15 protein-coding genes and 1 pseudogene are annotated in these 18,927 nt (G+C 72.5%); 10 read left to right on the forward strand and 6 right to left on the reverse strand.

Going from position 1 to position 18,927, the window contains the following annotated elements; genetic code table 11:
* The first annotated feature begins 248 nt into the window (after positions 1-248).
* From VMR06_RS15910 to VMR06_RS15920, 3 genes are all read left to right on the forward strand, one after another.
* Positions 249-1,358, forward strand: coding sequence for a hypothetical protein (locus VMR06_RS15910; protein ID WP_325378091.1), 1,110 nt, complete (start codon positions 249-251; stop codon positions 1,356-1,358).
* A 71-nt stretch (positions 1,359-1,429) separates the two neighbouring features.
* Positions 1,430-2,329 carry a DUF1684 domain-containing protein gene (locus VMR06_RS15915; protein WP_325378093.1) on the forward strand — a complete coding sequence of 300 codons (900 nt, stop codon included), beginning with the start codon at positions 1,430-1,432 and terminating at the stop codon, positions 2,327-2,329.
* A gap of 77 nt (positions 2,330-2,406) precedes the next feature.
* Complete coding sequence (locus VMR06_RS15920; RefSeq protein WP_325378095.1) at positions 2,407-4,824, forward strand: winged helix-turn-helix domain-containing protein; 2,418 nt, start codon at positions 2,407-2,409, stop codon at positions 4,822-4,824.
* 252 nt (positions 4,825-5,076) lie between these two features.
* Here the strand turns inward: VMR06_RS15920 and VMR06_RS15925 are convergent, their stop codons facing one another.
* Together VMR06_RS15925 and VMR06_RS15930 are read right to left on the reverse strand one after the other, a co-directional pair.
* Complete coding sequence (locus VMR06_RS15925; protein WP_325378097.1) at positions 5,077-5,520, reverse strand: hypothetical protein; 444 nt, start codon at positions 5,518-5,520, stop codon at positions 5,077-5,079.
* Positions 5,517-6,095: a sigma-70 family RNA polymerase sigma factor gene (locus VMR06_RS15930; RefSeq protein ID WP_325378099.1), complete on the reverse strand. Its 579-nt coding sequence runs from the start codon at positions 6,093-6,095 to the stop codon at positions 5,517-5,519. The genes VMR06_RS15925 and VMR06_RS15930 overlap by 4 nt, the downstream gene beginning before the upstream one ends.
* A gap of 141 nt (positions 6,096-6,236) precedes the next feature.
* Here VMR06_RS15930 and VMR06_RS15935 point away from each other — a divergent pair, with 141 nt between their 5' ends.
* From VMR06_RS15935 to VMR06_RS15945, 3 genes are all read left to right on the forward strand, one after another.
* Complete coding sequence (locus VMR06_RS15935) at positions 6,237-6,566, forward strand: hypothetical protein (RefSeq protein ID WP_325378101.1); 330 nt, start codon at positions 6,237-6,239, stop codon at positions 6,564-6,566.
* A gap of 38 nt (positions 6,567-6,604) precedes the next feature.
* Entirely contained in the window at positions 6,605-8,311 is a 1,707-nt protein-coding gene (locus tag VMR06_RS15940; RefSeq protein WP_325378103.1) for a serine hydrolase domain-containing protein, read from the forward strand.
* A 651-nt stretch (positions 8,312-8,962) separates the two neighbouring features.
* Positions 8,963-10,462 carry a hypothetical protein gene (locus VMR06_RS15945; protein WP_325378105.1) on the forward strand — a complete coding sequence of 500 codons (1,500 nt, stop codon included), beginning with the start codon at positions 8,963-8,965 and terminating at the stop codon, positions 10,460-10,462.
* 100 nt (positions 10,463-10,562) lie between these two features.
* Here VMR06_RS15945 and VMR06_RS15950 read toward each other — a convergent pair whose 3' ends face one another.
* The 4 genes from VMR06_RS15950 to VMR06_RS15965 all read right to left on the reverse strand — a co-directional run bounded on the left by VMR06_RS15950 (position 10,563) and on the right by VMR06_RS15965 (position 16,033).
* A complete protein-coding gene (locus tag VMR06_RS15950) occupies positions 10,563-12,119 on the reverse strand; it encodes a hypothetical protein (protein WP_325378107.1) in 1,557 nt (518 codons plus the stop codon).
* A 74-nt stretch (positions 12,120-12,193) separates the two neighbouring features.
* On the reverse strand, positions 12,194-14,623 hold the full coding sequence (locus VMR06_RS15955; RefSeq protein WP_325378109.1) for a winged helix-turn-helix domain-containing protein: 2,430 nt from the start codon (positions 14,621-14,623) through the stop codon (positions 12,194-12,196).
* Positions 14,624-14,809: 186 nt separating this feature from the next.
* Complete coding sequence (locus tag VMR06_RS15960) at positions 14,810-15,385, reverse strand: molybdopterin-dependent oxidoreductase (protein ID WP_325378111.1); 576 nt, start codon at positions 15,383-15,385, stop codon at positions 14,810-14,812.
* 246 nt (positions 15,386-15,631) lie between these two features.
* Positions 15,632-16,033, reverse strand: a complete 402-nt coding sequence (locus VMR06_RS15965; protein WP_325378113.1) for a LysR family transcriptional regulator — start codon at positions 16,031-16,033, stop codon at positions 15,632-15,634.
* 68 nt (positions 16,034-16,101) lie between these two features.
* On the opposite strand from VMR06_RS15965, the gene modA reads away from it, so the two are divergent.
* The 4 genes and pseudogenes from modA to VMR06_RS15985 all read left to right on the forward strand — a co-directional run bounded on the left by modA (position 16,102) and on the right by VMR06_RS15985 (position 18,876).
* Positions 16,102-16,926, forward strand: a complete 825-nt coding sequence (gene modA / locus VMR06_RS15970) for a molybdate ABC transporter substrate-binding protein (RefSeq protein ID WP_325378115.1) — start codon at positions 16,102-16,104, stop codon at positions 16,924-16,926.
* 36 nt (positions 16,927-16,962) lie between these two features.
* On the forward strand, positions 16,963-17,649 hold the full coding sequence (modB, locus tag VMR06_RS15975) for a molybdate ABC transporter permease subunit (RefSeq protein WP_325378117.1): 687 nt from the start codon (positions 16,963-16,965) through the stop codon (positions 17,647-17,649).
* Positions 17,642-18,241: pseudogene (locus VMR06_RS15980) on the forward strand (ATP-binding cassette domain-containing protein); the annotation flags it as partial. The gene modB and the pseudogene VMR06_RS15980, both read left to right, overlap by 8 nt.
* 185 nt (positions 18,242-18,426) lie before the next feature.
* Entirely contained in the window at positions 18,427-18,876 is a 450-nt protein-coding gene (locus tag VMR06_RS15985) for an LEA type 2 family protein (RefSeq protein WP_325378119.1), read from the forward strand.
* The last annotated feature ends 51 nt before the right edge of the window (positions 18,877-18,927 follow it).

Consider the following 18,927-nt stretch of genomic DNA (forward strand, 5'->3'; position numbering starts at 1 on the left):
AACGGGCGGACCTTCGGCGGCGGAACGGCGCGGCGGCCCCGAGGGCGCGAGCGGAGCGGCATTCTAGAGCGGGGCTGCGGCGATTGCGCGCCCAGGGTGCTCGGCGCGATCGCGGCTCGACCATTGCGGCCTTTACGATCAGCGACTTGAACGCCGGCTGACGGCAACGGGAAATCGGCGCCGGATCGACGGATTGCCCGGCCGGGCTCTGCTAACCTGCGCCGCCCTGACCCCCGCCGGGACCGCCGATGCCCCTGCCCGCCTCCCGCTCCGTTCGCGTCCTCGCCGCCACGCTGGTGCTGCTGCCCGCCGTCGCGCCGGCCGCCGCACCGCCGCGCTTCCCGGCCGGCTCGGTCTGGCACCAGAACATCGCCAACGCGCCGCTGCATCCCGAATCGACCCAGATGCTGCAGACCCTGGCCGGCCTCGGCGGCTGGGGCAACAACAACCGCATGCAGATCGACTTCTCGCTGCACGTGCACCAGAGCGCGCCGGCCGATGCGCCGCGCTACGAGGTGGTCCCGCATCGCGGCTCGGGCGAATACTGGACGCCGGACTGCGAGGCGCTGCCGACGACGATGCCGGTGCCGCCCGACGCGGCGTTCGAAGGACAGAGCGGCCTGAGCTGCAACAGCTCCAGCTCGGACTGCCATCTGCTGGTGCGCCAGGGCAGCAAGCTCTACGAGCTGTACTCGGGCAATCTGTCCGGCGGCGTGCTCGATGCGCGCTGTCTGGCCGTGTGGGATCTCAACGCCGTCTATCCGCCGGAAGGCCGCGGCGAGCACTGCACGAGCGCGGACGCGGCCGGGTTCCCGATCGCGCCGCTGCTGGTCAACGCCGACGAGGTCGCGCAGCGCCAGGGCGAGCCCGACGGTGATCTCGGCCACGCGATCCGCTTCATCCTGCCCAATGCGCGCATGGCCACCGACAGCGCGCTCGGCGGCGTCGGCGGCCGTCTCTACGTGCGCCCGGCCTCGCACGCCGGCGGCCCGAGCGGCCCGCGCGGCACCGTGCCCTACGGCGTGCGCATGCGCCTGCGCCCGGACTTCGACATGAGCGGCTACAACGCGGCGGCGCGCGTGATCCTGCGCACGATGCAGCGCTACGGCCTGGTGCTCGCCGACGGCGGCAACATCGCGCTGACCTTCGAGAGCGACCGCCACACCACCGCCAAGTGGTCCGGCCTCGGCATCACGCCGCAGGTGTTCTGGAACGGCGCCGGCGGCGCGGCCGCGATCCAGGTGACCGACTTCCAGATCATCGACACCGGCCCGCGCATCGGCGAGACCTGGAACTGCGTGCGCAGCGTCGCGATGCCGGCGATCGAGATCTTCCTCAACGGCTTCGATCCGGCCTGATCCGGCCAGACCGCGGCGGCGCCCCGCACGCGCCTATACTCGGCGGGCCCTTCCCCGCCCGTGCCACGCCCATGTCCGTCTCCACGTCCATCCGTCTGATCGCCGGCGCAGCGCTGGCCGCCGCGCTGCCGGCAGCGCTCGCCGCCGACGACTACGTCGCCTCGATCGAGCAGTGGCATGCCACGCGCATCGCCAATCTCAAGAAGCCCGATGGCTGGCTGAGCTTCGCCGGCTCCGGCCGCGTCCAGCCCGGCGACAACACGGTCGGCAGCGCCGAGGACAATGCGATCGTGCTGCCGAAGGGCCCGGCCCGGCTCGGCACGCTGCATCTGGGCGCCGACGGCGGCCTGACGCTGAGCGCCGAACCCGGCAGCGGCGCGCTGATCGACGGCAAGCCGTTCGAGCGCGCCACGTTGTCGACCAATGCCGACGGCGCGACGCCGACGCGCGTGACGATCGGCGCCACCTGGTTCTACGTCGTCAAAACCGGCAACGTCGTCGGCTGGCGCTTCCGCGATCCGGACTCGCCGGCGCGGCTGGCGTTCACCGACATCGAGACCTGGCCGATCGATCCCGCGTGGCGCGTCGTCGCCGACTGGCAGCCGTTCGATCCGCCCAGGACGATCGAGCTGGTCACCTCGCTCGGCACGCCCGAGCAGGGCATCGTGCCCGGCAAGGCGGTGTTCGAGCGCGACGGCCAGCGCTACGAACTGCAGCCGCTGTCGGAGGACGACGGCAAGCAGCTGTTCTTCATCATCGCCGACCGCACCAGCGGCAAGGAAAGCTACGGCGCGGCGCGCTTCCTGTACGCCGACGCGCCGAAGGACGGCAAGGTCGTGATCGACTTCAACAAGGCCTACAACCCGCCGTGCGCGTTGTCGCCGCACGTGGTCTGTCCGACCGCGCCGCCCGAGAACCGCCTCGGCCTGCGCGTGACGGCCGGCGAGAAGAAGCTCGCCACGGCGCACTGACCGCGTGCCCGCGCGCCGCGGAAGCGGCGCACGGCTCGACATGACAGCGCCGAAGCGGCCGCGTTATCTTCGAGCCGATGAGCCGCCCGACCTACCGCTTCGCCGCCTTCGAACTAGACAGTGCCGCGCGGGAGCTGAGACAGGGCGGCCAGCTGGTCGTGGTCTCGCCGAAGATCTTCGACTGCCTGGTCTGGCTGATCGAGCACCGCGACCGCGCGGTCGGGCGCGACGAGCTGATCGCGGCGGTGTGGGGCCGCGCCGACGTCGCCGACGCCCAGCTCGGCCAATTGATGCGCAAGCTGCGCCGGATCATCGGCGACGACGGCGACGGCCAGACGATCATCCGCACGGTGCCGCGCTTCGGCTACCGCTGGATCGCACCGACCGGCGTGCTCGACACCGCCGCGTCCGGAACGCCGGAGCCGCCGCTCGCCGAGGTGCCGTCCGCCGCGCAGGCAGCGGCCGGCGCAGCGTCCGCGCTGCCGCCCGACGCCAGCCCGGTCGCCGCGGCGCCGACACCCGTCGCGGCGGCGCGGCGCCGTCCGTGGCCGGCGCTGGCGATCGTGCTGGTGGCGCTGCTGGTCGCGGCCGCCGGCGCGCAGCGCTGGTTCGCGCGCGCGCCGCTCGCCCCGGCACGGCCGGGTTCCGAGGAGGCGATCGCGATCCTGCCGGTCGAGATCGGCGCCGGCATCGACAGCGAATGGGCCTGGCTGCGGCTCGGCCTGATGGACCTGGTCGCCCATCATCTGCGCCGTGCCGGCCTGGTCGTGGTGCCGAGCGCGAACGTCGTCGCGCTGGTCCGCAACGAGGGCACGCCGGCGCTGGAGGCGCGCCGCGTGCACGAGGCGACCGGCGCCGGCAGCCTGATCACCGGCGACGCCGAGCGCACCGCCAACGGCTGGGTCGTGCGGCTGCAATGGCGCCGCGACGAGGCGGTCCTGCGCGAGGCCGAAGGCCGCGATGTCGACGCCGCCGGCGCCGCGCGCCAGGCCGGCGACCGCCTGCTCGGCTGGCTGCAGCGGCGTGCTCCGGCCGCGCTGCCAGGCGCCGACGCGATGCCGGCGCAATGGCTGCAGCGCATCGACGCCGCCTTGCTCGACCAGGACTTCGCGACCGCGCGCAACCTGATCGAACAGGCGCCGCCCGACCTGCAGGGCACCTCGGCGCTGCTGCTGCGGCAGGCCGATCTGGACATCACGGCCGAGCGCAACGACGAGGCCTACGCGGCCTACGCCGAACTGCTGCGCCGCTTTCCGGACCGCGAGAGCGATCCGGTCGTGCGCGCCCGCGCGCTGATGGGCATCGCCGGACCGCTCGCGCAGCGCGGCGACCTGGCCGGCGCGCAGCGCCAGCTCGGCGAGGCGATCGCGCTGCTGCAGGATCTCAACCAGCCCGACCTGCTCGGCGAGGCGCTGGCCGGCCGCGCGATGCTGCGCATGGTGCTGGGCGACTATGACCGCGCCGACTCGGATTTCTCGCAGGGCCGCATCGCGCTCGAACTCGGCGGCGACACGCTGCGCCTGGCGCGTCTGGAAGGCCAGCAGGCCAATCTGCTGGCGCTGCGCAACCGGCACGCCGAGGCGCTGGCGGTCTGGGATCGCGTCGCCGACCGCTTCGAGCGTTTCGGCGATGCCCGCAACGTCGTCGAGGCGCTCGGCAATGCCGGCATCGAGCGGCTCGCCCTGCTCGAATCGGCCGCCGCGCTGGCGACGATCGAGCGGGCGCGGCCGTGGCTCGCGCGGATCGAGGACGGCGCGCTGACGCGCGTGATCTTCGATTACACGCAGGCGCGCGTGCTGGCGCGCAACGGCCGCGACGGCGAGGCGCGCAGCCTGCTCGAACCGATCCTCGAGCAGCCCGCCGCGCTGCCGGTACTCGGCCTCGCGCTGGCGGTGCGCATCGAGCTGGCGCGGCTCGAGCTGGCCCACGGCAATCCGGTGCGCGCGGCACGTCTGGTCGAGGACGAGACCGCGCTCGACGAGCCGGCGCTGGCGACGCCGCTGTATGCGCGGTTGCGCGCGAGCGGCCGGCTGACGCGCGTGCGCGCGCTGCGCGCGGCCGGCCAGGAGACGCGCGCGCAGCAGGCGGCTCAGCGTTTCACGGCACTGGCCGAGCGCAGCGGCGAGCCGGACATGCTGATCCACGCATTGCTGGCCGCGGCCGAGCAGGACTGGGCCGCCGGACGCCGCGAGACTGCCGCACCGGTCTACGAGGCAGCGCTGCGCGAGGCCAATCGCAGCGGCTCGCCGTCGGACGTCGCCGAGGTCGTGGCCTCCTACGGCGGCGCGCTGATCGGTGCCGGCGATCACGTGCGCGCTGCCGCCGTGGTCGGTCAGGTCGCGCGCTGGGCGGCCCAGGATTTCGACTGCGCGCTGATCCAGGCGCGCCTGTACGCGGCGCTCGGCCAGACCGACGCGCTCGCCGCGGCGCTGGCGCGTGCACGCGGTCTGGCCGGCGAGCGCAGCGTGTCGATCGCCGGCGCCGCCGCGCCCTGAGCGTTCGCGCCTGCGCCCGCGGCGCGCGCCCTACGCAAGGCCGATCGATGCCTGCCGATGCGTACCGCGCAGACCGCGGCCGGCGCCGCGCCCGTTCGTCCGCGGCGCGATGCCGGACGCCGAGGGTCTGCGTGTCTCTTGCGGGGTGCGGTTCGCCAGCCCGGCGCCGCCTGTGCGCGCCGTCCGGCCGCGGCGAACCGGCGTACCGGCCGCCTCGATCCGCCATGCATCGCCGCGCGACCGCGCGCGGCCTCAGTGCCGCAGCGGCCCGCGCGAATGCGACCGCGGCAGCAGTCCGATCAGCCACGAACTGCCGACGCAGGCGATCAGCGCGACCCCGAAGCGCAGCGTCCCCGGCGGCGCCTGCTCGGCGACGGCGCGCAGCCACTGGGTACCTTGCTCGAGACCCATCACCAGCGCGGCTGCGCCCAGCGCGATGCCGAGACCGGCGCCGAGCAGACGCTCCAGGCGCGTATCGGCCGGGCGTGCATGCGCGGGCGGGGCCGCCAGGCGAGCGACCTCGGCCGCGAAATCGACCGGCAGCGGCGACAGCGGCGGCTCGCGCAGCGCGCGCAGCAGGCGCCGGTCGGCCACGGTGGCCGCGTCCGGACCGGCCACGCCGCCGTGCGCGGCACGCAGCGCCTGCTCCTGTGCCTGCCAGGCGCGTTCGTCGACCATGGGAGGGGGGGATGTCATGCGGGAACTCCGATGCGCGGCTCCAGGATCGCGCGCAGGTGCTTGCGGCTGCGGAACAGATGGCTCTTGATCGTACCCTCGGCCAGGCCGGTCATCGAGGCGATCTCGCCGATCGGCACCTCGTCGAGGTGGTACAGCGTCAGCAAGGTGCGCTGCAGCGGCGGCAACGCCTCGATCGCCGCATGCAGCAGGGACTGCGCCTCGTCCTCGGCGCAGGCGGTCTCCAGGTCGAAATCCTGCCCGACCGACTCGGCCAGCGCCATGCCGTCGGCGCCGTCGGCCGCCTCGGCCAGCGGAATGCGACGGCGCTCGAGATGGCGCTTGGCGACTGAATAGGCGACCTGACCGATCCAGGCCTTGAGCGGACTTTCGCTGCGGTACTGGTGCAGATAACGATGCACGCGCAGGAACGCCTCCTGGCACAGCTCGCGCGTGTCCTCCGGATGACGCACCATGCGGTCGACGATATGCCAGCACAGGCCCTGGTACTGGCGCACCAGGCGCTCGAACGCGCCGGGCGCGCCGGCCAGGACGGCCTGCACGAGGGCCGCATCGTCGGCCGCGGTCGGGGGCATGGAAGGGGGCGCATCGGTCATCGCCGCTCAGGGATACGCCCGGAGCGGGATCGGTTGCAAGCGATCGGCTGCGATCGGCTGCAACCGCCGGCGCCGCCCCGGTATCTCCTGCTGCGCAACCCACCCACACGAGGTCTCCGCATGAACCTGGACGTCTTCATCCCGATCAGCCTGTTCGTCTGCATCACCTATGCGATCAAGGCCGTGGTCGACGCGCGTACGCGGCGCCGCATCATCGATGCCAGCGCCTCTCAGGACCTGATCCGCTCGATGCTCGAAAGCGACGAGCTGCAGCGCCGCCATGCCGCATTGCGCTGGGGCGTCGTGCTGCTGACGCTGGCGATCGGCTTCGCGGTCATCGAATACAAGGGCTGGTCCGACGTGACGCCCGGCGTGTTCGCGATCCTGCTCGCCGCGACCGGCATCGGCAATCTCGCCTACTACGCGATCGCGCGCTGGTCGAACCGGTGACCGGGCGCATGCGCACGACGCCGTTCGGGACCATTCCGATGCCGCACCCGCGGACCCGGCGGTGGCCGGCCTGGCGCTCCGCACTGCTGCTGGTGCTGCTCGGCACGCCGTTCGCCGGAACGGCCGGCGCCGCGGCACCGCCGGACGCCGCCGAGGTCGCCGAGGTCGCCGCCTACGCCGAACGCGTGATGCGCGAAGCGGTGCCCGATCCGGACGGGCCGGGCCTGGCCGTCCTGGTCGCGCGCGGCGAGGAGATCCTCTACCGCGGTGCGCGCGGCCGCGCCAGCATCGAGCTCGGCGTGGCGCTGTCGCCGGACCACGTGATGCGGATCGGCTCGGTGACCAAGCAGTTCGCGGCGGCCGCGCTGCTGAAGCTGGTCGACGAGGGCCGCGCGGCGCTCGACGATCCGCTTGCCAGATACCTGCCGGACTACCCGAACGCGCAGGCGATCACGCTGCATCAGCTGCTCGACCACACCGCCGGCATCGCCAACTACACCGACCTGCCCGGTTACATGGACGCGCCGATCCGGCGCGACCTGACCACCGCCGAGCTGGTCGCGGTGTTCGCGCACGAGAAGCCGGACTTCGCGCCCGGAGAGAAATGGGCCTACAGCAACTCCGGCTACGTGCTGGTCGGCGCGGTCATCGAGGCGATCACCGGCAAGCCCTGGCACGCCTATCTGACCGAGGCCGTGCTGGCCCCGACCGGCCTGGCCGATACGCGCTACGGCGCCGATGCGGCCGTGATCGACGGCTTCGCGACCGGCTACAGCCTCGCCGGCGGCCGGCTCGCGCGCGCCCAGGCGATCAGCATGACCCAGCCGCATGCGGCCGGCGCGCTGGTCTCCACGCTCGAGGATCTGTGGCGCTGGAACCTCGCGCTGCATCGCGGCCGCGTGCTCAGCGAGGCGAGCTACCGGCGCATGATCACCCCGGCCGGCGCCGCGGCCAAGGCCGACGCGCCGTACGGCTACGGCATCGCTCGCGGCACGCTGCGCGGCCGCACGACGCTGAGCCACGACGGCGGCATCCCGGGCTTCCTGTCGAAACTGAGCTGGCTGCCCGAGCAGCAGCTGACGGTGGTCAGCCTGCGCAATGCCGACGGCGCGCCGGTGCCGCCGGCCGAACGGCGCATCGCCGCGTTCGCGCTCGGCGATCCGTATCCGGACCCGGCACCGGTCGCGATCGCCGAGGACGCGCTGTGCGCACTCGAAGGCGTCTATCGCAAGGACGAGACCGACAGCCGCGTGCTGCGCGTCGTCGACGGCGCGCTGACCTCGCAGCGCGAAGGCGGACGTCCGTACCGGCTGATCGCCGTCGCCGGCGGGCGCTTCGTGTTCGAAGGGTCGCTGAGCTATCTGGAGCCGCAGCGCGACCGGCGCGGCCGCGTCACCGGCCTGGTCTTCCATCCGGAAGGCGAAGCCGGCGAACGCTGGCGGCGCAGCGGCGACCTGCCGCCCGGTCGCGTCGCGATCGAGCTGCCGCGCGCGGCGCTCGAACGTCTGGCCGGCGACTACGCCTCGCCGCAGCTGGCGATCAAGGTGTTCCTCGACGAGGCCGGCGTGCTGCACGCGCAGGTGCCCGGCCAGCCGGCATTCGCGCTGAAGGCCGAAAGCGCCGAGCGGCTGTTCATCGCCGAGGTCGACGCGACGCTGACGTTCGACGCCGGCCCCGGCCCGGCCGCGCGCGTCACGCTGAAGCAGGGGCCGGCCGAGATTCCGCTCGAGCGCAAGCAGCCATGAACACGCGCCCGCCGATCGACCCGCAATGACCTGACGTGCACGCCGGCCGCCGCGCGATGCGGCGGCCAGCATGTCCGGATGGTGCCCGAGGCCGGAATCGAACCGGCACGACCGTGAGGTCGAGGGATTTTCTTGCCACTTCGGCTTTCGCCGCCGCCCGGCTCGCGCCGGACGTTCGTGGTCTGGAGCACGCCTTCACCATCGCCTCGCGGCCTTAGGTGCCCGCCGTCTGCTCTCTACACCTTCCCGCGCCACGGCGCGGGCTTGGCTCGGCGTCGGCTCGGCCGCACGCGGCCAGGGCGTTCACCGAGTTTGACGGGTGCCACCTGGGCGGTTTCCCGCACAGGGCTCAAGTCTTCAAGTCCCTTGTGTCTACCAGTTTCACCACTCGGGCGGTGGCGCGTCGCTCGCAACGAACGGCCGCGGTCCGCAGCGGACTTTACCTTGCCGGGACCGCACGGCGATACGTATGCAGCGCGGCGCGGGCCGCCGCAGTATGTACGCCGGCCGTCAATCAACGACTTGCCGGCAACGGCCATCGAACGACCACGCAACGGCACGGCAGCACGCAGGCGGGCGACATCCAATGCGCGCCTCTTCCGTATCGCGCCGCTCGCCCGAGGTCATCGTATGTCTGCTTCGCGTTTTCGCATGCGTTCCCCGCTGCCGCTGCTGCTCGCACTCGGGTCGCTGTCCGTACCGGCCGCCGCCGAACGCCTGTGGACGTTCGACGATGGCGACGCACTGCCCGAGGGCTGGACCACGACGCTGGACGCCGCCGGCGACGGCTGGCGTGTCGTCAGCGACCGCGCGCACAGCGGCACGCGATCGGCGCAGATCGTCGAGGCCGAGGCCGCCGGCGAGGCGAGCCTGGTCACGCCATCGCTGACGCTGGCGGCCGACGAGACCGAGCTGAGCTTTCGCCAGCGCTGGAACCTCGAGGTCGCGCCGTACGACGGCGGCGTGCTCGAGATCGCCGTGGACGGTGGCGGCTTCGCCGACATCCTCGACGCCGGCGGCCGGTTCGTGGCCGGCGGCTACGACGGCACGCTGGCGGCCTGCTGCGGCGGCAATCCGATCGGCGGTCGCCGCGCCTGGGCCGGCGGCGAGCGCGACGCGTTCTTCGCGACGCGCGTGATGCTGCCGTCGAACCTCGCCGGGCACGCGATCCGGCTGCGCTGGCGCTTCGCGACCGATTCGTCGGTCGCCGCGCCCGCGCCGAACGGCTGGTGGATCGACACGGTGCGGCTCGGCGCGCCGGCGACGACCGAACCGACCGTCGAGGTCGACCGGACCGAGCTGCAGTGGTCGCTCGCCGCGCCGGCGACCACGGCCGCCGCGATCAACCTGGCCAACCTCGGTGCCGATCCGCTGAGCTATACGATCCGCCTGGTCGACGACGGCGAACTCTGCTCGGCGCCGCAGCCGGCCTGGCTCGGCGCGACGCCGGCCGCCGCCACGCTGGCCGCCGGCGAGGCGGTGCGGCTGTGGTTCGCCGCACGCGGCGATCTGGCCGGCCCCGGCCGGCATCGCGCCATCGCCTGCGTGATCAGCAACGATCCGGCCCGCCCCGAAGTCCGCATCGCGCTCGAGGTCACCGTGGGGAGCGACGCCGGTCCGCTGTTCTGCAGCGGCTTCGAGTCCGGCGAAAGCGGACGCTGCGACGGCGCGCCGACCGGCCTGGTGCGCAGCGGACCGCTGAACTGGAGCGTGCCGGCCGACTTCGCCGGTCTGGCGATCGACCTGGTCACCGGCGCACACGGTCCCAAGAGCGGCGGCGCGGCGGCCGACGTCAATCTCTATGCCGGCAACGACGGCGCCGGCACGCTCAGCGTGTACTGGTACGCCGACGTGACGCCGGCCTTCGTCGGCGGCGTCATCGACGTCAACACGACCGGCGCGATCGACTTCTCGCTGCTGCAGCCCGGTGGCCGGGTCGGCGAGGATCCGTTCTACAGCCTGCAGTCCAAGCCGCTCGATCACTGGCTGGCCGGCGCGACCGGCTATCTCGGCTTCAAGTTCTGGAACGAGCAGACCGGCCAGGTCAACTACGGCTATCTGCACCTGCAGACGACCGCGCCGGCCGGCTTTCCGGTCACCGTACTCGACTACGCCTACGACCGTAGCGGCGCGGCGATCCGCATTCCGTGAGTCCAGGCTGGCGCGGCCGCGCCGCGCGAAGCGGCCGGCGGGAAGGACCCGCCGGCACGCCGGCCTAATGCCGGTCCCAGGCATCGTCGGAAAGCTCGGATCAACCGCACGCGCCGGTCTCGCCGGTCTCGAAGCCCGTGCAGAAGATATCCTCGGCGGTGCTTCGGGTCACCGTCAGCGTCGCCGTGGCCGCAGCCGCATTGCGGCCGGCATCGGTGACCAGGTCGCCGGCTGCGATCGTGTCGACGTAGCTGCCGACATCGGTGGTCTGCACGGTAGCCGTCAGGGTGCACGCGCCACCGGCCGGAATCGCCGCGCCTGCGGCAAGCATGACCGCGTCCGCGACGAAGCTCGCCTTGCCGACGCAGGTCGTCCTCGCGGCGGTGGCCGTGAGTCCGGACGGGAGGACGTCGAGCAGATCGGCGGTCAGCATCGCGTCGGCCGCGTTGGCATTGGTCAGCGTGATCGTCGCCGTGCTGGTGGCGCCTGCTTCGACCTTGGCCGGCTCGAAGGCGACTGCGACGGTGGGCGGATCGAGCACGACGCTGAGCGGCGGCAGCCCGGTGGCGATCCAGCCGTGCTGGATGAATCCTTCGCCGGTATCGACGATGGCGTTGCCGACCAGCACGGTCGATTGCGAATCCACGTACACGCCCATGATCTGGTTGATGGTCCAGCCGGTCAGGTCGATACCCAGGCCGGCCAGATAGGTGGCGACATTGATCGTGCCCAGATCGGCGGTCCACAACGTGGCGACATAGCCGCGGTTCGCCGACACGAAGGCACGCCCGCCGACGACGTTGCCGTCCGCACTGACCGCCTGCGCCTGGTTCAGCGAGCCGGCGCCGGGGTGGTCGGGCAGCACCTCCAATCCGGTCGCCGCAGTCCAGCGGAACTGATGCAAATTGGGTCCGATGGCACCGACGATGGTCGAGCCGTCGGCGCTGATCGCGTAGGCGCTGGCCGGTTCTCCGCCGATGTCGATATCCTCGATGCCGTCCGCTGCGGTCCAGCGAAACGGCCGCCCGGCGCTGTGGCCGACGATCACGCTGCCATCGGCACTGATGCCGCGCGCATTGGTCTCGCCCGCCCCCAATGTGCCGATATTCTCGATGCCGTCGGCCGCGGTCCAGCGGAACGCTGATCCGGTACCGGTCTGGCTGCCGCTCCAGCCCGCCACCACGCTGCCGTCCGCGCTGACCGCATGCGCTTCGGAGAACGGGCTGCCCGGCAACGTCAGCAGGTCCTGCATGCCGCTGCCGGCACTCCAACGGAATGCGTGCGTCTGGCTGTGGCCGACCACGACGCTGCCGTCGCCGCTCGCGTCCCAGGCATAGCTGGACCCTCCTCCCAGCGACAGCGAGCCCAGATTCTGCAGGCCATCGGCTGCGCTCCAGCGAAAGGGCTGGAACGCGCTCATGCCCACGACGGTCCGGCCGTCGACGCTGAATCCCATCGCCTGAGAGCCGGCACCGGGCGCGAGTTCGCCGAGGTCGATCAGGATCGGCTCGGCCCAGGCGGACATAGCAGCAACGGTCAGGACACCCGCCGCGAATGCAGACAGCAACGGCGTCGGGTATCGGCGTGATTCACGAACAGTCATGGGCAGCGCACTCCTGGTTGGGTCCGCCGACCATAGAAGATGCCGAGTGCGCACGTTTTCCGGAATGCTTCGAATTTCCTTCCAATCCGCTGCATCGCCCCGCCGGCCGCTTCGCGGGGATCACAGTTTCACGGCTGTGGGCTGCCCAACCCCTTGCCGCACAACGGCGTCGGCAGCATCCGCTCGCCGGCCAGCCGCACCGCCGTGGTCGCCGCCTCCACGGCCGCGCGGCCCGGATCGAGCCGGCGCAGCACGCACGCCTGGGTCCAAGCCGCGTAGAAATCGCGTCCCGCCCACATCGCGATGCCGCCGGCCACCGCTTGTGCCTGTTGCAGATGGTCCTGCGCGAGCAGGGCTTCGGCGTAGGCTCGCGACACCCCGATCACGTCCTCCGGTATCGCCAGTGCGAGCGCCCCTTTGAGCGCTTCGTCGTAGTGGGTCTGGGCGGCCGCGAGGCCCCGTCCGGCAAGCGCCTGGTCGGCCTGCCCCAGAGCGAGATACAGCGCCAGCCGAGGATCGGCGTTGGCGCCGGCGTCAAGGGCCAAGGCGTCGATCTGCGCCTGCGCCTGACGCGGATCGCCGAGGGCGCGCAGCGCGTGCGCGTGCAACAGACCCATTTTCAGGTAGCCGACGGGATCGCGCTCGCGCAGCGACGGCGTGCTGGCGGCTGCGCTCAACCGCAGCGCCTCGGGCATATCCCCGGCAACATCGGCCAGCTGCGCCTTCAGCTGAGCGGCGATCGTGCGGACCTCGGCATCGCGTTCGGGGTCCGCGCCCGTCTCGATGCGGTCGAGCAATGTACGCGCCTCGCTCAGTTTGCCGTTGTCGACCAGGGCCGCGGCACGCGTCCAGACCAGGCGCCACAGCAGGCGCTGGTTGGCGGTGTGCGTCTCGGGCGGCCAGAATCGGTCGCTGACCGCGAGCGCCCGCTCGTGCTCGGCCAGCTGTATCAGCACCTGGACCAGGTTGGTCAGCATGAGCGCGCGCTGTTCCTGGGCGCCCAGCTGGAAGAATCGCTGCTCTGCCGCTTCAAGGATGCCCAGTGCGACGTGAGGTCGATGCCGCAGCGCCTGGATCGCACCCAGATTGGCGTCGATCTCGGCTTCGCCGAGCGGATCGCCGCCGGCGGCCATTTCGACGCGCGCGCGGCCGAGCAGCGCGATCGCCTCCTCGTAGCGGAGCTGCTCGGCCGCGATCAGTCCCTGCCCGAGGTAGGCCAGACCCAAGTCGCGGCGGGTCGACTGATCACGCAACTGCTCGATCGCTTCGTCATAGAGTTGAGAGGCCTTTGCCAGGTCGTCCTCGCGGGACGCGATCGCTCCGAGAAGATTGAGCGTCTGGCCGCGCAGCGTCGGCCGGGTCCGCGCAGCCGGCGTATCGAGCAGGGCCAGCGCCATCTGCTCGGCCTGCCGGTAGTCGCCGCTTCGGGATACGTTGACCGCCGCGCTCAGCTGCACGTCGGGCTGCGAGCGCAGCTCGGGCGGAGCCTCGCGGATCAGCGTGTCGGCCAGCGCGAGCTGCCCGGCCAGCGACGCGGCGCGGACGCGCCGGATCAGCTCTTCCTGGGCAAGCCCGCCGTCGGCGGCCGCAGGCGGCTTGTGGCCGGAGCGGATCAACAACTGGTCCGCAGCACTGCGCGCGGCACTCAGCACGTTGTCCGAAACCGCTTCCACGATTTGCGTCTCGCTGGCCGACACCGCCCGCAGGCGGACCCGCCAGCGCGCGCCTTCGACCGTCGCCTCGGGCCAGATCCGCAGCCCCGCAGCCCCTGCCAGCGCCGCGCTGTCCGTATCGCCCTCGGGCAAAGCACCCTGCGGCGAGATCAAGCCGATCACCGCCTCGCTCGGCATCGTCGGCAGATCGCCGTCGCGCAGTCGATCGGCGACCAGGCTCATCAAGCCCAGGCGCAGCCAGCGCCACTCCGAAGGCGCGTCGACCCGTGCCGGCAGAACCGCGATCGCGGGTACCGTCGCCGACGCATCGCCCGCGGCCGGCGGCGCAGGAGAATCGGCAGGCGGCGATGGCAGACGAGCCATCGCCCAGGCGATTGCGACACCGGCAGCCAACGCCGCAAGCCCGATGCGCCGCGCCCGGCGCGAAAACCCGGTGCGGCGGGCCGGCGCAGCGGATGCCGGTTCGGCAACCGCCGCGATATCGACCGGTTCGCGACCACCCGGCTCCGACCCGACGGCGGACACCGGGCCGACCGCTCCGGCGGCGCTTGCCGCGATGACCCCGGCCTCGCTGCGGGTAGCGGCCACCCAGCGGTAGCCGAAGCGCGGAATGGTGCGGATCGTGCCTTGCAGGCCCGCGGTGTCGTCCAGCGCCTGGCGCACGCGCGAGACGGTCTGGCTGAGCTGCGTATCGCTGACGTCGGTACGCCCCCACACTGCGGCGATGAGTTCATCGCGCCCGACCGCGCGATCGCGATGTTCGACCAGGTAGACCAGGCAGTCCAGCGCACTGCCGGGAAGATCGACGCGAGCGGCGCCGCGGTAGATCTCGCGCGCCGCCGGATCAAGACTGAATTCAGAAAAGAAGTACGTCGTGCGCTTCACGCAAGAAGTATAGCGACTCGCTCCACGCCGCCGGCCCGGGCGTACGAACGCGAACCGGTGTTCGGATCGGCGCGCGGCCGCCGGGCTCGCCGCCGGACCGCAGCGGCGTGGTCTGGCCGTGCGTGATCTGCGACGCCGAAGCCGTCTCGCCTCGCCGCCGCTCGCACGTTGGCGAGGCCAGACGCGTCACCGCGCGGCGCGCAGCACGTCGATCGCGATGACCTGACGCACCCAGCGGCCCGGCCGCGCCTCGCGCGGCGCGATCAGACGGAACGGCCCCTCGTCGCCGGCGATCGGCCGGCCGTCGCGGCGGTCGGCCAGGATTACGCCGTCGTCGCGGAACGCCGGGTCGAGTTCGGCCAGCGCATAGACCACGCGATAGCCGTCTGCGGCGCTGACGCGTACGTAGAGCTGCAGATCCTGGCCGCGCAGCGCGGCGCCGACCGGCGCGCCGGCGGCGCGCAGCATCTCGATCAGCGATACGCCCTCCCACTCGCCCTCGACGCCGTGCGCGGCTGCCTTGACCTTGCTGCGCGGCAGCCTCGCCAGCAGGGCGGCATCGAGCGTCAGCGGCTTGGCGACCTCGCCGCCGATCTTGACCACCGCATCGGTCTCGGCGGCCGGCCCGGCATGGGCGTGGCGGTCGTGCGTGTCCTGCGCCGGCGCCGACGTGCCGATCACGGCCACGGCGCCGGCCAGCATCCAGGCCAGGCGATGCGCGATACGCGGACGATGCGCGGCGAAAGATGCATACGATGTCATCGGATGGTCCTCGATCGGGTCGCCGGGCAGGTATTCGCCCGGCCCGGCTCGGGATGACGGCTCCCCACGGCGATCGAGGCGATGCTGGCCACCGCCCTTGCTGGCTTGTGAATGCGGCGGTGCTTGTCACTTTCGTTATTTCCATACGACTATATCGACGTGCGCACCGATTCGACAACCGGCCCGGTCCCGGCCGCACCGCCGGGCACCATTCGCGCGACCGCGACTGGCGCGGCCGGCGCGTCGTCAGTCCCGCGCCATGCGTCGCTGCAGCGCGGCCAGGTCGGCGGCGGCGGCCTGCGAGCAGGCCGCCTCGATGCGCCGGTAGCGCCTCAGTACCTCGCGCCCCAGCACCGTCAGCTGGGCGCCGCCGCCGCCGCTGCCGCCCTTGCTGGCCTCGATCAGCGGATCGCGGAAGCCGCGGTTGAGCTCCTCGGCCAGCTGCCAGGCGCGCTTGTAGCTCATCTTCAGGCGCCGGCCGGCCGCGGCGATCGAGCCGGTCTGGTCGATGCCTTCGAGCAGGTCGGCCTTGCCGGGACCGAGCACGCCGGCGCGGCCGCGCAGCACGCGCAGGCTCAGCCGCGGCCGCGACTCGGCGGCTGCGGCGCACACGGTCGTGCGGGTGGAGCGGCGTTCCGATGGCGGCATCTTCGACCTCGGGAGGGCGCCGCGATGATACCGATTCCTCTCCACGACGCGCCGCGGCGGAGTCCGTCATGATGCTGCGCCCCCACGCTTCGACCTGGCTGCGGGCGAGCCTGCTCGCGCTGATCCTGCTGCTGCCGGCCACGCCGCTGTGCGCGGCCGAGGTCCTGGTGTTCGCCGCGGCGAGCCTGAAACCCGCGCTCGACGCGATCATCGCCGGCCCCGAGGCGCAGGCGATCGGCACGATCAGGGCCAGCTACGCGGCGTCCTCGCAACTGGCGCGCCAGATCGAGCACGGCGCGCCGGCCGCGATCTTCATCTCGGCCGATCAGGACTGGATGGACCATGTCGAGGCGCGCGGCGCGGTCGCGGCCGGTACGCGCGTGAACCTGATCCGCAATGCGCTGGTGCTGGTCGCACCGGCCGCGAGCGAGGCGCGCATCGCGCTCGTGCCCGGAGTCGACCTCGCCGCCGCGCTCGGCGCCGACGGCCGTCTGGCGATCGGCGAGCCCAACAGCGTGCCGGCCGGCAAGTACGCCAAGGCCGCGCTGACTTCGCTCGGCGCCTGGGATGCGGTCTCGCGGCGCATCGTCGCCGCCGACAGCGTGCGCGCGGCGCTGGCCTTCGTCGTGCGCGGCGAGGCGCCGCTCGGCATCGTCTATCGCTCCGATGCGGTGTCCGAGCCGGCCGTGCGCATCCTCGACACGTTCCCGGCCGCGACGCATGCGCCGATCGTCTATCCGCTGGCCGTGCTCGCGGCCGAGGACGGCGCGCCGGCCCGTGCGTTCGCGGCGCTGCTGCGCGGGCCGGCCGCGCAGGCGGTGTTCGAGCGCTACGGATTCGGCAGCGCGCCTGTGCGGTCGGCGACGCCGCTCCCGACGCAGACGCCGCGGTAGCTGGCACACTTCGGCTTTCGCCCGCACCGCTCTTCGATGCTGACACCCGACGAAACCGCGGCACTCGCACTCAGCCTGCGCGTGGCCGCGATCAGCGTGATCGTCTCGCTGCCGTTCGCGCTCGCGCTGGCCTGGGTGCTGTCGCGCACGCGCGTGCCGGGACGCGCGCTGATCGAGGCGCTGCTGTTCCTGCCGTTGACGCTGCCGCCGGTGGTGACCGGCTATGCCCTGCTGGTGCTGTTCGGCCGCAACGGTGCGATCGGCCAGTGGCTGGCCGCGGCCGGCATCGTCTTCGCGTTCCGCTGGACCGGCGCAGTGCTGGCCGCGGCGGTGATGGGCTTTCCACTGCTGGTGCTGTCGATCCGCGTCGCGTTCGACAACCTCGACCGCCGACTCGAGCGCGCGGCCGAGACGCTCGGCGCCGGCGCCTGGCGACGTTTCTGGACGATCGTGCTGCCGCTGTCCTCCGGCGGCATTCTGGCCGGCTGCGTGCTGGCGTTTGCGCGTGCGTTCGGCGAGTTCGGCGCGACGATCAGCTTCGTCTCGAATATTCCCGGCGAGACGCGCACGCTGCCGATCGCGATCTACGAGCTGATGAGCGTGCCCGGCGGCGAGGCCGGCGTGCAGCGGCTGACCGTGGTCGCGTTCGCCGTCGCGCTCGCCGCGACGCTGATCGCGGCCCTGCTCGGCGGCGCGCTGTGGAGGCGCCGCGCCGATGATTGAGGTCGCACTGCGCCACGTCTATCGCGACGCCACGGTCGAGGTCGCGTTCCGCACGCCGGCCCGCGTGCTGGCGCTGTTCGGCGATTCGGGCGCCGGCAAGACCACGGTGCTCAACGCGATCGCCGGCCTGCTGACGCCGCGCACCGGCCGCATCGTGCTCGACGGCGGCGTGCTGTTCGATCGCGATGCCGGCATCTGCCTGCCGGTGGCGCAGCGCCAGATCGGCTACGTGTTCCAGGACGGCCGCCTGTTCCCGCACCTCAGCGTGCGCGCCAACCTGCTCTACGGCGCGCGGGCGCGCGGCCGCGACGGCGCCGGTCTGGACCGCATCGTCGCCCTGCTCGACCTCGCCGCCCTGCTCGCGCGCAGGCCCGCGCAGCTGTCCGGCGGCGAGCGCCAGCGCGTCGCGATCGGGCGCGCGCTGCTGTCGGCGCCGCGCATCCTGCTGCTCGACGAGCCGCTGACCGGTCTGCACCGCGAAGCGCGCGAGCAGGTGCTCGACCACCTGGTCCGGCTCAAGCTCGAACTCGGCCTGGCGATGCTGCTGGTCTCGCACCAGCCGGCCGAAGTCATCGCGCTGGCCGACGAGGTCGTGCTGATGCAGTCCGGCGCAGTCGCCGACCAGATGCCGGTCGACCGTTTCGCGCAACGCCAGCTCGGCCGCTGAGCCGCGCCGCCAATGCGCCGGTGCGGGCCGCCGGCACCTTGCGGCGCAGCTTTCCGTGCCCGGTCGAACCGGCTACTCTTGGCCGATTCAAACGATCGTTCGAGGCCTCGATGACTCCACGCGAATCCCGACGCACCCTGATCGTGGCCGCCGCGGCGGCGCTGCTCGTGGCCGGCTGCGGCAGCGGTCCGGTCAGGCGCATCAATCCGCCGACCGCGAGCATCCAGCAGCTGGTCGTCGACGGCAGCGGTCAATGGCGTCTCACGCTGCGTATCCAGAACTTCAGCACCGTGCCGATGGTGTTCGGCCGGCTCGACGCGACCGTCAAGGTCGACGGCACCGAGGTCGGCACGCTCGCGCTGCCGCTCGGCTTCGACGTGGTCGGCAACAGCGCCGAGGTCGTCGAGGCGACGCTGCCGGTCTCGGTCCGCCTGCCGGCCGGCGACTTCGCCTACGAGCTGACCGGACACATCGACGTGACCGACCCGAAGAAGGTCTATCCGTTCGACCGCTCGAGCCGGCTGACCCCGGTCCCCGGCCTCGCCGGCACCTGGCGCTAGCCAGGCCGCGACCGCCGGATCGCGGCGCGGCCGCGGCGCCGATCCGGCCGC

The sequence above is a fragment of the Dokdonella sp. genome (genome assembly GCF_035511235.1).
In the GTDB taxonomy this organism is placed as follows: domain Bacteria; phylum Pseudomonadota; class Gammaproteobacteria; order Xanthomonadales; family Rhodanobacteraceae; genus Dokdonella.